This is a genomic window from Photobacterium sp. GJ3 (assembly GCF_018199995.1).
In the GTDB taxonomy this organism is placed as follows: domain Bacteria; phylum Pseudomonadota; class Gammaproteobacteria; order Enterobacterales; family Vibrionaceae; genus Photobacterium.
The window spans coordinates 124745-140764 of record NZ_CP073578.1; the positions used below are offsets into that span (position 1 = coordinate 124745).

Here is a 16020-nt window from a genome sequence, read left to right on the forward strand (position 1 = left end):
GGTTAAGACAGGGCGACCACTTCACTGGCCTGTGGACCTTTCTGGCCATCAGTAACGATAAACTCTACGCTTTGGCCTTCTTTCAGGGTACGACGACCTTGTGCCTGAATTGCACTGAAGTGAACAAAAACGTCTTTACCATCAGTACCAGAGATAAAGCCAAAACCCTTTTCATCGTTGAACCATTTGACGGTTCCTGTCAGTTTGCTCATTTGAAGATTTTTCCTTTGTAATCTTATTTCCTTGCGTTACCCGAAGGCAGGCAACACGAATGCTATTGATAGGTATCATGGTATGCAAGTTGATGCCTCAGCAGCATTTCCAGTCTAGATCGTAACCGAATCCGGGGGCAATCCTTTCTGAAGGAAATATGCAAAAAGATGAGAAGGGCGCTGTAAACTCAGTTATTTTTATCTTGCGCGAACTGGGGACAACAGGGAAGCGGAGGGAGCTGAGCGGTCAGGCCAGTATACACTGGCCCGAAAAACGAACGGTTTGAAAGGGACTTAGCGGTCAAAGCTGATTTCGATGAAGGCTTTGCCATACTCAGATTCAAACGGCATGATGATGATCGCACCTTCACTTTTGTGGGTGATGGTATGACCGCGACCAGACACGACGGCAGGCGTAGCCATTTCAAAGTCATAGCCTTTTTCAGACAAAATGCGCTTGGCACCGCCTGTCACCATATTGGTGATTTCACCGACCATATCGGTCACTTCATCATTAATGCCATTCGGGCGTTCGCCCAGCATTCGCTGCATAATTTCCAGTGCCAACCCTTCATCGAAGGTGATGGACATCGAACCTCGTGTTTGCGGGCCGATCATACCGATCAGGCCGGAGACATCACCACGGGCGATTTCATCTTTTTTCAGCAGAGGTTTTTGCGGGGCCAGCTCCATTGACGCCATGGTCTTGAGCACATTCAGCAGAGAGGCCAGAAACGGGTTTACAAATTCTGCTCGCATAGGATCTGGGTTGCCTTGTTGTTGAACGGAAACGGACTACTTCTTACGCTGGCATGCCTGGCACACACCGTGACTTTCCACCACATGGTGCGCAATCTGAAAGCCTTGTTGTTGTGCCTTTATTTTTAGCATTTTTGCCAGCTCGTCGTCGTGACATTCCTCCACATGACTGCATTCATCACAAATCAACAGTTGTGAGCAATGGTCGGCATGTTCAGGTAAATGGCACGCAATATAGCTGTTTGTGGACTCTACTTTATGAACAAACCCCTGAGCGAGCAGGAAGTCGAGTGCACGGTAAACAGTCGGCGGCTTCGCCTGAGGTTCGGACTCCCGAAGCAAATCAAGCAGCTCATAAGCACTGATAGAACTGCGATGCGAGAGAATCAGTTCCAGTACTTTATGACGTTGCGGCGTCAGCCGGACTCCACGTTGTTCACAGAGTTGCTGAGCCTGGTTCAGCAGTTGCATATGATTTGCCATACTTCCTCAAAAAAAGCGACGAGCAACATAGTCTATCATAGCATTTCAAAAACCCAGCTCAGAGAGACACAATCGCACGGATATGGAGAAAATTTTCGTGTAACTGATCACATTCGAAGCAGTTTTCACGCACAACGAGCGGGAATTTGTGTTTAAGACACGCGTGAAAATGATGGCGGGCCTTTGCCTGAGCAAAGGCACCGCATTATCGGGCGAGCATCCAGTGAGATGTTGCGTAGCGCGAGACTATGGCTGGGCCTGAAAGGTATCGCAGTCTTTGGGGTTGCCAGATTCAAAGCCTTTGCGGAACCAGGCAACACGCTGCTCAGAAGTCCCATGGGTAAAGGCATCCGGCTGAACGGCACGGCCTGACATTTCCATCAGCCGATCATCGCCGACTGAGCTGGCCGCCTGAATCCCTTCTTCTAAATCACCGGTTTCCAGAAGTTGCATGTCATTGTGAACATAATAGCCCCAGACGCCTGCATAGCAGTCGGCCTGAAGTTCCAGCATCACACTGAGCTGATTGGCCTCTGTTTCACTGGCTTGCTGCTGTAACTGAGCCACCTGTTTACTGGTGCCCAGCACATTTTGTACGTGGTGCCCGACTTCGTGCGCAATCACATAGGCAAAGGCAAAATCACCAGGTGCACCTAGCTTTTTCAGTTCATCCATAAAGCTGAGATCCAGATACACTTTGCTGTCTGCCGGACAATAAAACGGACCCGATTGAGCCTGTCCCATACCACAACCGGTTTGGGTAATGTTGTTATACAGCACCAGCTGCGGTTCCGGATATTGGCCGTTCAGCAGCTTGTTCCACACGGTTTCTGTGGTGCCGAGAATGGCGGCGACAAACTGGGCATTTTCATCATTGGCCGCGGCTTGACCATTGCTCGTGCCCTGTTGCTGTTCCTGCCCCGGTGCCTGCTGGACATCCATCGTACTCATGCCACCGGTAAAGTACTGGTAAGCCAGATAAATCCCGCCCACCACCAAAATCAGTTTGCCAACTTTGGTGCGCAGTAAAAAAGGCAGAAATCGCAGCAACCCAGCCGCAGCCATCCCGGAACGGGCGGGCCCCTGACCCCGTCTGTCGTCAATATTTGTACTTTGTTTGGTATTGCGCCAGCGCATGGGAACCTCCGGATCAGCGGCGATATACCGATTAAGTCTGAACGATTCCAGAGATTTTTCCTGTTACACACTGAGAAAATGTTTGTGTTCCGAAATCCAGAGAATTCCCTTCGTACTTAGACCAAATATTCTGCGTATCAAATCGTATCAAAATGGAATTTTTTTCTACTGTAAATTCAAGAAAACGAAAATGTTGAGTGATTTTTAAACGCGTTACTTGTAAGTGGTTGTAATTTATGTGTTTTCTGTCGGGTTTTTATCTGTCACTAAAAATGAACGATTTTGAAGACACTCAAATACCTCGTGGCTATTGCCTTTCAATCCTTTTAAAACAATACGTTAGTTAATCTTTGTTGTGGATCGCATCATTCATGTAATTCGCAAACACTCTGTTACAGCCAAAAAATTCAGAATGATCCGCTGATGCATAAGTGAAATGTTGCGTATAGCTTTGAATGGATGCCCGCGGTGAGAGGCAGCATTCCAACCAAACGGAACGATCAGGAAAAGGATTTATCATGCTAAAAACAATGCTAGGTTGCTGTATCACGTCTGCACTGGCGCTCTCCAGTGCTGCTGTCTGGGCTGTGGATGCGCAGGCCACGGAGAATGACACATATCAGGCGGCACTGATTCAGGCTGCGCCCGAGAAAGCGATTGCCAATCAGTACATTGTGGTTCTGAAAGAACCTGCGTTCATTGCCAATGATCAGGCTGCCCGCGCCAATTTTGTTGCGACTCAGGTGGAAAGCCTGAGCGCTGTCCATGCCGTCAGTGCAAAGCGTGTTTTTGATACCGCGCTGAGCGGCTTCGTTGCAGAGCTGACCCAAGAGCAGGTCGATGCACTGCGTCAGGATGGTCAGGTTGATTATATTGAGCAGGATCAGATCATTTCTATCGACCCTTTGTTCCCTGAAGCCTTCAATGCTCAGCAGTCGAATGCAACCTGGGGATTGGATCGGGTGGACCAGCGTAATCTGCCATTGGACGGCAATTACGTCAGTCAGTATAACGGCACAGGTGTCACGGCTTATGTCATTGATACCGGGGTGACCACAACACATGCTGAGTTCGGCAATCGCGCCCGTTCGGGTTACGACTTTGTCGATAACGACGCGGATGCGAGCGACTGTAACGGCCACGGTACCCATGTTGCAGGGACCATTGGCGGCACACAGTATGGTGTGGCGAAAAATGTCGATATCGTTGGTGTGCGTGTCCTGAGTTGTACCGGTTCAGGGACGACGTCGGGGGTTATCTCTGGGGTGGACTGGGTGAAGCGGAATGCCAGCGGACCATCGGTTGCGAATATGAGTCTGGGCGGCGGCATTTCAACGGCACTGGATAGTGCAATCAATAACGCGATCAGCGCTGGTGTCAGCTTCATGCTGGCAGCAGGGAATGAAAATCAGGACGCCTGTAATGTTTCTCCGGCACGGGTTGGGGCTGGGATCACTGTGGGCTCGACCACACGTTCAGATCAGCGTTCCAGCTTCTCGAACTGGGGCAACTGTGTTGATATCTTTGCCCCGGGCTCGTCGATTACATCCGCCTGGTATGACGGCAGTTATAAAACCATCAGTGGCACCTCCATGGCAACCCCGCATGTTGCCGGTGTGGTCGCACTGTATCTGGATGAGAACCCAGGTCTGAGCCCGTCGCAGGTGGGTCAGTTACTGGCTGAGCGCGGCACAAACGGAAAAGTGACCGACACTCGGAATACAATCAACAAGCTGGCATACAGCGGTACGGATGTCGGTGGCGGCGATCCGGGCACTCCGGATCCGGGCACAGACGGCAAACTGGAAAATGGCAAGACAGTCAGCGGTCTGAGCGGTCAGTACGGCAGTGAGCAGCACTTCTATATTGATGTACCGGCAGGCAAGCGACTGACCGTCACTTCGTCTGGCGGCACCGGTGATGTGGATCTCTATGCCCGTTATGGTCAGAAAGCCTCGAAGTCCAGCTGGGACTGTCGCCCTTACCGCTATGGCAACGGCGAAACCTGTACCATCACCCCGACGCAGTCTGGCCGTTATCACGTGATGCTGAATGGTTTTAACGCCTACAATGGCGTATCACTGACTGCGAGCTTCTGATTCGTTTGAATTCATCCACTTGTGATGCGCCTCTGCCATCTGGCCGGGGCGCATTTTTGTCGTGCGCATGCTGTCAGCAAAGTTGTCGATAAAATGGGACGTCATCCTTCCGGTGATTTGGCTAGCTTTTGTTTAAGCTGAATCGCTTCTTGCAAGTGACCCTTCTTATCCCCCGTCAGGGGTTGTCAGTGGCCTGGATCTGCGGATCCTGAGGAGTAGTCATGGGTTTATTCAACGATATTCTCAACAAATTAGGGTTCGGGAAAAAGGCAGCGCCGACCCCACAGCCGTCCGAGAATGTGACTTTTGCACCGGATTCCCCGGCGTCCGATACGGCAGCGCAAACCGATGCTCCAGCGACCGAAACCGTGGATGTGGTGGCGCAATTAGAGGCGATGGCCAGCAGCCATCCTGAACCGCTGAACTGGAAAACTTCCATCGTTGATTTAATGAAACTGCTGGGGCTCGACAGCAGCGTCACCGCCCGAAAAGCGCTGGCCACCGAGCTGGGTTGCCCGGCGGATAAGATGGCAGACTCAGCACAGATGAATTCGTGGTTGCACAAAACCGTGCTGCAAAAGCTGGCGGATAATGGCGGAAACGTGCCGCCGGAATGGCTTTAATCCGGCGCGTCTTGCTCCGTTTCACTGTAAGCGGCGAGCTGTTGTGCGACAGTCAGGCGCTTGAGCAGGTGCATATTCATCAGCAATTGCTGGAAGGCCTGTGCCTGCTCACTGGCAGTGCGTGCGGGTTCAGTTACCTGAGCTGCCAGCGCGGCCAGATCGGAAAAACCGAGCAGTTCAGCCTGCGCCTGCCAGTGCCGGGCCAGTTGAATATTGTAGGTTGCCGGAGCATTCAGGCCCTGGGTCAGGTAGCGTTCTGCCCAGATTTGCCAGTCCTGAATGAAAGTGGTCAGGGTGAATTCAGTCATGTGAGTGCCCATTCTGGTGATGTTGCTGTATGACGGTGTCGTCGAGCAGGGTGATGCACTGAAATGTCGGATGACCCAGCCCCGTCTGCCAGCGGCCAAACAGGACCGCGTCGGTAGCGGCATCCCAGCGTTGCTGCAGATCCGCTGACATCGTATCCGCCGGAACCGTGACCCTGATGTCATGTCCGCAGAGGCTCTGGCAACTGGCCTGCCATTCACCCAGAGCCGGTTCGGATTGTAAAGGCCGTCTGGACTGCGTCACCACCCAGCCAAGATAATCCCGATGGGCCGGCGCTGTTGGCGCGGCCAGTTTATCAGCCAGTTTCTGCCATTGCGCCTGAATGGACAGGGCGGGCAGGGCGCGCAGCATGGCTAAGGTGACGGGGCGCAGCAAATTGACATGCCGGGTCTGTGCGGCATTGATGCTGCCGTCTTCGCTGATCGCCCCTGCCAATTCAAATTCCCGGAACTGCGCCGCACTGAGCGGATGCATCACCAGCCGGCACTCGTGAAACCCCTGTTGCGGTGACCACGACGGATCGAGCCCTGCCTTTCGGCTGGCTGCGACGGTATAGAATTCAGCCGATTGCGGATCATAGCAGTAATACCGAAATCCCCGTCCGCGTTGTTGATCCTCCCAAAACACTGCATTTAAGCCGATGAGCGTCATGCTGGATTGCGGGCGATATAACCGGCGATGCTGACCGGCAAGATCCCGCAGCGGCTGCGGTAGCACGGGTTGGCTGAGGGCATTCAGATTCAGCAGCACGTCAGCGATTTGTTCCAGCAACCGGCTATGGGAAGCTTGGTGGTGCTTTTGCTGCAGCAGGCGCAATGTCGAGATCACGCCACCGAGCAGAGCCGCAGGCTTGGGCAAATCGGCCTGATTGAGTTCGGTGCTGTAACCGGCACCCTGATCGATCTGAGCCTTCAGTGTTTCTGTGGTGCCAGTTTTCAGCAGGGTTTGCAGCCAGGCCAGTACCGTGTTCACCAGTTCGGCCTGCTCCGGATTCAGGCGGTCCAGCTCGATGTCTGCTTCAGCAGAAAAGGTGTTGTGCGCGACAGAAAATGCCAGAATTGCCAGTGCCCGGTGTGTGCATGGGGTCTCTTTACAGTTACACAGCACGGATGCCCATTCGCCGGTCGCGGGTAAGTGCAACTGATAGGATTTCTGACTGTGCAGGGTCACCTGGACGACGCAATGATCGGCCTGAGTATCAAATGTGACCAGCGCACCTTTCTGGTACAGCTTGATCGCCTGTGTCGCGTTGCCACGGCCATAGGCCTGATCGAGGGCTTCACGGGACCGGATGCACCAGTGTTCAGGTTCAAAAGGCGTCGGCGGTGGGGGAGCCTCCGTGGCATTCAGTTGGCGGAGCTTCAGCAAAAAGGCGAGCTGATGGACGCAACTGCCCAGCGTGCCGCACTGGCAACTGAATTGCGCCAGATCTGCGCCGGATAAGGTGACATCGACATTGTCGATCCTGAGGGTCAGCGGTAGCGCCGGATTCGTGCTTGAAATGTCCGGGCTTTGGTCTGCCAGTTTCCCGGCCCGGCGGAACAGCCCTTTGCTGGTCCAGTTGATCAGGTATTCATCGGTGAGCTGGCGGGTCCAGTCGGATAAGTGCATGGTGTTTTCTCTTTGGTGTATTGTGCACGGATTACCGGATCACATCGGCAACCCATTGGCTCAGGTGTTCCGGCGTCATTGATGCAATCGGCATGTCCATCTTGAGTAAACGATCAATGATCTGATGGTCATAGCTGGGCGCACCAATGGTGTCCATGGCAGTCAGCCCCAGAAGCGTGACCCCGGCTTCCTGCATTTTCGCAACCTGTTGATACAGATTGGCCGGAGAGCCGCCCTCATAAAAATCACTGATCAGCACCACGATGGAACGGTGCGGCTGGGTGATCTGTTCCCGGGTATATTGCATGGCTTTGCCGATATCGGTGCCGCCGCCCAGCTGGACAGACAAGAGATTTCGGACCGGATCATCAATAAAGTCCGACATGTCGACCACCCGGGTATCGAACAGCACCAGCCGGACGTTCAGCACGGACAAACGACAGAAAATAGCCGCAATGACGGTGGCATGGATCAGGTTGTTCAGCATGGAACCGCTCTGATCGACCACCAGATGGATGTCCCAGCACACTTGGCTAACCTGACTTTGGTAGAAATACATCCGCTCCGGCAAGATGACCTGCTCGTCCGGCTGATAATGTTTGAGGTTTCGCATCAGGCTGCTTCGCCAGTCCGTGAGGGCAAAGGGCATTTTCCGGCTGCTGCGAAAGGGGGTCCGCTGACGGGCAAAAGGGGACTGAACCGGTTGGGCCAGCACGGCTTCCAGATCGGCGCATACCTGCTTCACGATGGCTTCGATTTCGTTTTCCAGTGCAGGCGGGATCTGCGAACGAAAGGACAGAATGGTCTGCAATAACCCGATATCCGGTTTCAGGGACGCCAGCATGTCTTTATCCAGCAAGAGTTCCTGAATTCCGTATCGGTCAACCCCATCTTTTTGCAGGATGTCTGCGGCTGGCACCGGAAAAGCTTTCCGGACCTGATTCAGCCAGGTGACGGGTTTGGGCATTCCGGAAGCGGTGCCTCCCGACAAGCCATTGCGGTCATGGTATTCGTTGACGTACAGGGTCTCGAGGCATTCATCCCGGGTGGCGTCCTCGCCGGATAACTGCTGCGGATGCGCGTTGCCCAGGATCAGTCGCCAGCGTCGGGACAGTTCATTGTGTGTACTCATACTGGGATCCCCCAATGCGTCTGAGTCTGACGCAGTTGTTCTTTCAGCGCCTGTGCCGCCAGCAGTGTGTCCTGTGTGATCGCCGGTGTCTGTCCGGGTAGCCCGGGGGCGTGTTCTGACAGGCATGTCTGGCTGAAGTCGGCGGCTTCTCTGGGGGTGAGCTGAGTAAACGCACGCCGCAGGGCCGGAAGACAGGTAAGAAAGGTGGTTTCATCCAGCAGAGATAGCTGGTGATTCAGTGCCGGCAACACCTGATCGGGCTGGAACAGCTGATTCTTGTTGGTGGTCAGCAGGCCGAAGAGAAAATCGCCGATGGCCGAGGGTTCAGTGTGCTGACGGGAAAATGCCCGGGCCAGACAAGTATCCAGTGCGTCGGGCAGCCGTTCATGGCGGATCAGGACACCGGCACAGGCACCGGTCAGCAGGGCAGAATCTTCCTGCGGATAGCAGGCTTCAATGGCATCGATAAAATAGACCGCCGGACACAGCGACGGATACTGCTGGGTCATGGCCGACAGATCGGCCATCCACTGCGCGCAGGTTTTGGCGTCATAGCTGTGATCGATGCGCGGCAGCCGGGTGCAAATCCGGATAAAACTGTGCCGGATGAGCCCGGCCAGATCGTCGGTCGATACCCGGCTGAAAATGCCGCTGCCGTGATAGCAGGTCAGCAGGATGTGCAGGGACTGATGCAGGGCGAACAGGTTGGTCTCCTGTTCCAGTAGCTGCTGAACCCGGTGAAAGATAGGCAGCAGCCATTGCTGGATCCCCATTTGCATGGCCTGCAACAGCAGATGGACCATGTCTGTCGCGCAGGGATCATCCTGTTCAAACGCGACTTGCAGCTTGTTGCGAGCGGCATCGATGACACTGGCGCCCAGATGGCTGGATTCAATCAGTGCGGCGTCTGTTTCGGTCTGCCATTGGCACTGCCAGCGTTCCCGCACCAGATGCAGGGATTCAGGATCGCTGGCATCCGGACCGGCAATCCGGCTGGCGTAAGGGATCGCCAGAAAACGCAGGCGGTGCAGAAACTGAGAGACGGCCTGATGTTTCTGTTTGCGGTAAATCGACAAATCTTTTCTGACCGTGCCTGCCTGGAAATCCATCGGCAGCCCGAGCTGCGATGTCAGTAGCCGGAAGTCCTGAATCAGGGGCGCGACGGGTAATCCCGGGGGACCTGGCCAATGGCCGGTGTATCAAAGAACGCATCCAGCCAGCGGCGGAAATAAGTGTCCGAAGGCTGGTGGTTTTTCATCAGGGTCGCGGTCAGCGATTCCCGCAGTTCGGATCGCCCGGCCGGGATCCCACGCAAAGCGGACAGTTGCTGGCACATCACCAGCGCGTCGGTGAGTTGTGGCAGCGCTACGGGATGGCGGTGTTGTTTCAGAAAGCTCATCCATCCGGCAGCCAGTTCCGTGTGATAGCTTTGTGTAAACTGGTCCGGCAGCGCGTCTGGGTACCGAGACAATTGTTGCCAGAGCTGATGATAATAGCCGCAATCGGTCAGTCCCGCCGGATAGCCCTGTTTCTTGCTGAATCGGTTCAAGGCATAAGGGATCAGGTGAGAACCGGTTTCCCAGTGTTCCGGCAATGGCTCGCGTGGTGGCTCTGAGGCAGAAACCGTGGCGTCGGATGCCAGAAAATGGGCGATGCCCAGACAGTGATAGCCGCCGCAGACCACCAGAACCCGTTTACCTTCAGACAGGTAGGGTTGAATCTGCTGTGCCATGAACTGTTCACGCTTCAGGGTCTCTGGATCGCTGTCGACAGACAGGTTTCGCATCATCAGACAAAAGTGGTGCATCTGCGTGAAGAAGGCATCCGGGGCCGATGCACTGGCAGATTCAAAATGGCGATCCCACCACTGGTCAAAGTCGTCACAGCGGCTTTCGGTCAGCAGCGCTGCGAGATATTCCCCTTCTTCGAGTTTTCTGTTGTCGTACAGCAACTGATCCCGATTGACATCGGCATGATGGTCGGGTGTTCGCGCGGCATAGGGCAAATCAATAAACTGGCAGGGCACCTGCGCCTGTTTTGCCAACTGGATGGCCTGCCACTCCGGCGACATGTCCGCAAACGGAATAAAGACCCGGCTGGCTCTGAGTTTTTGCGTCGATGTTCCATCTGCCTCATCGTCAGGCTGGGCGGACAGATCGGCGGTGCTGTTATCCCGCAGATAGCTGTAAATCGCCAGCGGCAGCGTCGTCTGCTCGTTCTGCAGAAACGGGATCAGGAAATTGGCGTCATGCGGTCCTTCAATCAGGACGACGTCAGGCTGATGCTGTCTGAACAGGCGGCCCAGTTGCCAACTGCACATCGGGCTGTGATGGCGGACCGGTGCCCAGATTAACTGCGGATCTGCCCGGAGCGTCGCCAGACAGGACTGTAATGCGGATGAATCAGACATGGTTTCGGCATCCGTCCAGAAATGCCTGCCATTGCGGGTCATCGGCCCGTTGCCGTTTAATCACACGAATGTAGTCGTGAAAACAATCCCGGTCTTTCTCATTGTCTTTGATGATGGTGCCGAGCATGAATGAGGGTAAATGCCCTGCGGAGACTTGCTGGTCCCCGAAATAATGACTGCTGATGGCGGCGTTGTACGCAACGTTGATCGCTTCGGCCAGCGACAGCAGCGTGGTCGGAGAGGTCACCGATAAGCCGGAGACATTGCCGTGACGTAACTCGTCAAAAACGGTGATCAGCAGCTCGGTGGTGTCCTGATCGATCTGAATGTCCAGCGCATCTTGTTGTAAGCGACGATTGACCTGGGTCATCACCAGTTCTGTTTTCTGTTTTTTGGTGCGGATGGGTTGCAGGGTTTCAAAGTTGAAGCGACGCTTCAGTGCCGAAGACATCTGATTCACGCCCCGGTCATGCAGGTTGGCCGTGGCGATGATGTTAAAGCCGGGCTGGGACAACAGGTATGCTTCATCGCTGTCCTTCAGTTCCGGGATTTGCAGGATACGGTCGGACATCACTGGGATCAGGTTGTCCTGAACCTCGGTCGGGCAGCGGGTGATTTCCTCAAACCGCATCAGTCGGCCCTGTTTCATGGCCTGAAAGAGCGGACCGGGAACCATGGCATCCAGACTCGGCCCGTCTTTCAGCAGGGCGGCATAGTTCCAGCTGTAGCGGATATTCTCCTCAAACAGCCCGGCACTGCCTTGCACGGTCAGGGTGCTCTGGCCGGAAATGGCGGCGGTGAGTAATTCAGACAGCAAGGATTTGGCCGTGCCCGGTTCACCGACCAGCATCAGTCCCTGCTGGCTCATCAAGGTGACGATGGCGCGCTCAACCGCGGCGTCGTTGCCGTATATTTTGCGGCTGATGGGCGTGCCCTGAACCGGCTCGTTGTTACTGCCGAGAATGAAGGTCCGTACCATGCGCGGGCTGAGCTGCCAGCCCGCCGGTTTCTGGTTCTGATCTGCGGATTGAAGCGCTGCCAGCTCTGTGGCATACAGGGTTTCCGCTGGGAGTCGTTGTCCATTTTGCATCGGTTTTCTCTCGTCGAATTTGGCTTGTGGCACCGCCAGCCGGTCAGGGGCTGGCGGCCCAGTCTGGATTACTGGAAGGCGCGTCTGGCCTCCAGCAGTAACTCGCGGGCAACCCGTGTTGGGAGATCGTTGACCGCCAGACGCAGGTTGGCGTATGCCTTGTCCTGTAAGTCGTCGTAAACGTAACTGCCTCGCGGTAGCTGACCCGTGCGGTAAAATTCAATGGTTTTGGCGGTAACACTGGGTTCATCGCTTTCGTAGCCGTCACTGCTGTGCCAGATGCAGGCATCAAAGGTGATTTCAATCCCTACACTAAGACCATCCAGTTCTTTGTAGATTTCGTCAAAAGAACCGCCATCCCTGACGGAACCCACCGACCAGCCGTTTTTCCGCAGCCGGTTGATTACTGTCGAAGGCGATTTTCGGCCAAAATCCGACACTTTGTACTGAGTACTCTTGGCTGACTTGAGCTGAACCGCCTCTCGTGTCAGTTGGCTAAACAGGGGCGTCAGATTCCAGTCATCGAAATAACCTTGCCAGGTGGCCAGTTGTTCCGACGACAGCTCCGCCGGATGCACCAGGCCGACTCTGGCGTCTGGCTGGATCGCAACCGGCTCATCTGCGGTATCCACGGGGGCCGGATTAGGCAGGAATGTGCGGATGAGCTGATCATCTTCATAGACGCCCCAGACCAGCTGTTCGGCAATTTTGTGCATCACCGGATTGCCCAGAAACAGCGTCCGCCAGCAGTCAAAGGACCAGGTTCGCCAGGCAACGAACGCATCTTCCATGCGTTTCACCTGCAGATCGACCATGGCTTTCAGCAGCTTTTTCAGGGTGTTGAAGTGTTGTTTCGCCTGCTCTGCCTGCTGGGCGTCATCGCCCTGTTTCGGCTTCGGCAGGGTTGTGCTGAGTTTGCCGTCCGGCTTGCGGATCACGAATTTGAGTTCGTCATTGAGGATCAGCGACAGGGTCTGGCCGCAGTAGTCGAACGGGATCTGATCGCCGTCAAAGCCCAGATCGTCCACCAGTTGATCCCCGAGTTCCTCAGGCGTGATCCCGGCTTGTCTGGCGCCGATGACAAAGGCTGCCCGGGCGGCATCTTTTATGCTTTGTTTTTTACTTTGGCGGCTGATGCGGTCAATCACCATGAAAGCGATCATCTGGTGACTCAGTCCCATGAGTTTCATCGTGTGACCCGCCAGCTGGTGCTTCGAGCCAGCGGCGTATTTTTCAAGCAGCGTTGCCAGAGCTTCCATCACTCGGGTATCGCCATGAATGGCCGGAATTGCCAGCAGCCATTTGTTTTTGGCTGTGATTTTTTCGCCGTAAACGCTGAGGAGACTCAGCGCGAATTGTGCCAGCGAATCGGGTGTGAAAGCGCTGGTAATGGCACGGGCTTCCTGAGGGAGGCGATACCCTTCGTGGTGCTGATAAATCAGACAAAGCTGCATAACGGCATCATGTGCAGCTTTGCCATCGGTCCGGATCGGCAGGTGCAGCGGCTCGAAATCCACCGGTGATTTTTTCGGCGGGTGATAGTTGCTGGCCAGATAGGCATCGAGGTCAAATTGCCCGGCCGCATTGGTGTAAACGGCACTGAGATCAATCGGCCCGTGCTCGATCAGCAGGGCACGGGAAGCAGCGGCACTGACTTGGTCGAACAACTGGCGGGCAGTTTGCGCATGCACGCCAGCCGTACAGATGAGTTCGATGGCATGCACCTCCTGTTGGGCGCTGAAGTTCGTCAGGTCGTGAATCATCTGTTGGATGACTGCAGCCCGAATCGGCTGCGGTAATGCGTCCATACAGTCCTTCACCGCGGCAATGACGCCTTTGTGCTTGTCTTTCAGCAGGGCAACCAGCAGCTGCGCTTCTTCCGGATCCGTGATCTGGCCTTTGAATAACGGCAGCACAATTGCTTTCAACCTTGCGGGCAGTGTGGTCAGCCGTTGAATGACGGCCACGCCATGCTGATGCAGATAGTGCAGTTCATTGGCAGCGATATGACGGCGGAATCTGACGTTGTGCCATTCATACTCGTCTGAGCGGCGGTCGTTGCATTCGGCAAATGATTCGGCAAAGTGGGCGTAAACCGGGAAAGCGATGGCCTGGTATTCTGGCCGCTCAAGTACGATCTCTGAGATCAGGCGATGTGGAGTCGCTGTAAATTTCCGCTCTGCCGCGTGAAAGAAGTCGGCAAAAAGCGCGTTGTTTTTCCCGTTCAGCATGACCCGGGTGAGGCGTTGCAACGGCCGATCTTCCAGATAGCAGACTTGCGGGAACTCGCTGTCTTCTGCAAGCTGAAGCGCAAGCGTGCTGCTTGCTTCCTCATGTTCCCCGGTCACAAGGTAATCTGCGAGCTGCGCGGCATCCTGTGCATTTGCTGTCAGCGCCGGGCTGAAGGACAGGATCCACTGCCGATCATGTTCGGCTTTCAGTGCGGCCAGTTGGTCGTCAGCGGCAAGCCGGTTTAGTGTGTAGTAACCCCGCCGTTCAGTCATAGCATCGCGCGGTTCGAAACCATCCCAGATGGTTTGGGCACCATAGGTTTCAATCAGTGTCATTAGAATCTGATCATGCGGGTTAGGTTTTCGTGCATCGGCCGGGATGCGATAGAACGAACAGGCATAGTGTTCAATGCTGTAACGGGCAATGAACGTAACGAGGGGGACCTGAATTTCCGGATTTTCGGCCACGGCTTGATTGAGTTCTGCCAGAACCTCACGTTTGCTCGACCACCGGCATTCGGGAAAATAGCCTAACCTGAGCTGTTTTTTAAACCAAATAGAAGGTTCCAGCCGGAAGACAAGTTCTTTCAGATGGTTGGCCGCAACAGACTGGTGGACGATGGGATCTTTACTGTTGCAGAGAAAATGGAATAAATCAGTGAAATCTTCGTCAGCTTCCAGCAGGGTATAAGCGGCCTGCTGATGATGAAAAAGGGGCTTCCGGTGCAGATGCGCCCGGATCAGCGCTGGGGTCTTCGCCCAGTCGCCCTGCCCGCGCAGCAGCTCGGTGAGCGCTGTGATTGCTTCGACTGGCAGTGCGGCCCGGTACTGGCTGATCTTGTTTTTGTCCAGTTCATCGGCCTCGGGGAACGTTTCACAATTCAGATAATCACTGGTTAAATCCTGTAGGTAGGTGATCAGCGCTTCTTCAAAATGCGCGGCGTCACGTCGCACCAATGCCTGTTTCATTTCAGGAAATAAAATTCCCCGGCAATACAGGTGGTGAGGCCAGTGATAGTGTCCATGGGTTTGATGGCGTTCATCGGCAAAAAACGAGCGCAGGTCGTCCTCTCGGAACATGGAGCGAAGCTGGCTGATGCCGGCATCTGTGCCGAAGTAGTCGGTGAAAATTTCCGTCATGAGTGAAAACTCGGCTTTGATGCAGTCCGAAAATGTCGGCATGACGGCGCGGAGTTTATTGATTCTGACACTTTTGAGCCATTGCTGATCTTGGGTCGACAGGACCAGCGCATGCAGGAAGCGCGCAATGTGGTCAGGGGTATCGTTCAGCGTTGCCAGCATTTGATTGAGAAAGGTTTCTAAATAAAAAGGAGGTAAGCTGGGAATGGTCTGAAACTGATTCAACCCGGCATTGCTGTACACAAAGTCGCGGATTTTACGGATGGCTTCGACGTCGTCCGGGCAATCGGACAACGGATTGTCCTGGAGCTGGTCGAGTACCGTGCTGATATTCATGGTGTTGTCCTGAGCGTGAGTCAAAATGAAAAACAGCCAGTGCCATCCGGGCACTGGCTGATAAAAGGTGCATGATTATAGGAAGGCTTTTTTCGCTTCCAGCAGTAGCTCGCGGGCAACCCGCTCTGGCAGATCATCGGCCGTCAGACGAAGGCCTGCATATGCTGCATCCTGCAAATCATCGTAGACATAACTGCCCCGGTGCAGCGGGCCGGTGCGGTAGAACTCGACGGTTTTCGCGGTGACGGTCGACTCATGACTTTCGTAGCCATAGCCGCCATGCCAGATACTTTCATCGAATGTGATTTCGATACCGACATCGAGTCCGTCCACTTCTTTGTAGATTTCATCGAAGGAGCCAGCGTCGCGGACTGAACCAACCGACCAGCCATTCTTTCGGAGCCGGTTAATCACGGTCGACGGTGACTTG

General features: G+C 54.7%; 12 protein-coding genes and 1 pseudogene. 2 read left to right on the forward strand and 11 right to left on the reverse strand.

Going from position 1 to position 16020, the window contains the following annotated elements:
• Positions 1-2 precede the first annotated feature (2 nt).
• The 4 genes from KDD30_RS00615 to KDD30_RS00630 form a co-directional block, all read right to left on the reverse strand.
• Positions 3-212: a cold-shock protein gene (locus KDD30_RS00615; RefSeq protein WP_211646920.1), complete on the reverse strand. Its 210-nt coding sequence runs from the start codon at positions 210-212 to the stop codon at positions 3-5.
• A gap of 294 nt (positions 213-506) precedes the next feature.
• Positions 507-971 (reverse strand): chemotaxis protein CheX, encoded by a 465-nt coding sequence (locus KDD30_RS00620; protein WP_211646921.1) that lies wholly within the window; start codon positions 969-971, stop codon positions 507-509.
• 36 nt (positions 972-1007) lie between these two features.
• Positions 1008-1454 (reverse strand): zinc uptake transcriptional repressor Zur, encoded by a 447-nt coding sequence (zur, locus tag KDD30_RS00625; RefSeq protein WP_211646922.1) that lies wholly within the window; start codon positions 1452-1454, stop codon positions 1008-1010.
• Between the two features lie 246 nt (positions 1455-1700).
• Positions 1701-2591, reverse strand: coding sequence for a neutral zinc metallopeptidase (locus KDD30_RS00630; protein WP_211646923.1), 891 nt, complete (start codon positions 2589-2591; stop codon positions 1701-1703).
• 518 nt (positions 2592-3109) lie between these two features.
• On the opposite strand from KDD30_RS00630, the gene KDD30_RS00635 reads away from it, so the two are divergent.
• Both KDD30_RS00635 and KDD30_RS00640 read left to right on the forward strand, forming a co-directional pair.
• Positions 3110-4690, forward strand: coding sequence for a S8 family peptidase (locus tag KDD30_RS00635; RefSeq protein WP_211646924.1), 1581 nt, complete (start codon positions 3110-3112; stop codon positions 4688-4690).
• A 221-nt stretch (positions 4691-4911) separates the two neighbouring features.
• On the forward strand, positions 4912-5313 hold the full coding sequence (locus tag KDD30_RS00640) for a DUF3597 domain-containing protein (protein WP_211646925.1): 402 nt from the start codon (positions 4912-4914) through the stop codon (positions 5311-5313).
• On the opposite strand, the gene KDD30_RS00645 is transcribed toward KDD30_RS00640, so the two are convergent.
• The 7 genes and pseudogenes from KDD30_RS00645 to KDD30_RS00680 form a co-directional block, all read right to left on the reverse strand.
• Positions 5310-5621: a hypothetical protein gene (locus KDD30_RS00645; protein WP_211646926.1), complete on the reverse strand. Its 312-nt coding sequence runs from the start codon at positions 5619-5621 to the stop codon at positions 5310-5312. The two genes, KDD30_RS00640 and KDD30_RS00645, sit on opposite strands and share 4 nt — an antisense overlap.
• Entirely contained in the window at positions 5614-7251 is a 1638-nt protein-coding gene (locus KDD30_RS00650) for a hypothetical protein (RefSeq protein ID WP_211646927.1), read from the reverse strand. Before KDD30_RS00650 ends, KDD30_RS00645 begins: the two co-directional genes overlap by 8 nt.
• Before the next feature lie 31 nt (positions 7252-7282).
• Positions 7283-8383, reverse strand: a complete 1101-nt coding sequence (locus tag KDD30_RS00655) for a VWA domain-containing protein (protein ID WP_211646928.1) — start codon at positions 8381-8383, stop codon at positions 7283-7285.
• Positions 8380-10835: pseudogene (locus KDD30_RS24825) on the reverse strand (DUF5682 family protein). The gene KDD30_RS00655 and the pseudogene KDD30_RS24825 overlap by 4 nt, the downstream one beginning before the upstream one ends.
• On the reverse strand, positions 10786-11883 hold the full coding sequence (locus KDD30_RS00670) for an AAA family ATPase (RefSeq protein WP_211646931.1): 1098 nt from the start codon (positions 11881-11883) through the stop codon (positions 10786-10788). Before KDD30_RS00670 ends, KDD30_RS24825 begins: the two are co-directional and overlap by 50 nt.
• A 68-nt stretch (positions 11884-11951) precedes the next feature.
• Positions 11952-15590, reverse strand: a complete 3639-nt coding sequence (locus KDD30_RS00675; RefSeq protein ID WP_211646932.1) for a DUF4132 domain-containing protein — start codon at positions 15588-15590, stop codon at positions 11952-11954.
• Between the two features lie 75 nt (positions 15591-15665).
• On the reverse strand, positions 15666-16004 hold the full coding sequence (locus KDD30_RS00680) for a hypothetical protein (RefSeq protein ID WP_211646933.1): 339 nt from the start codon (positions 16002-16004) through the stop codon (positions 15666-15668).
• Positions 16005-16020: the final 16 nt, after the last annotated feature.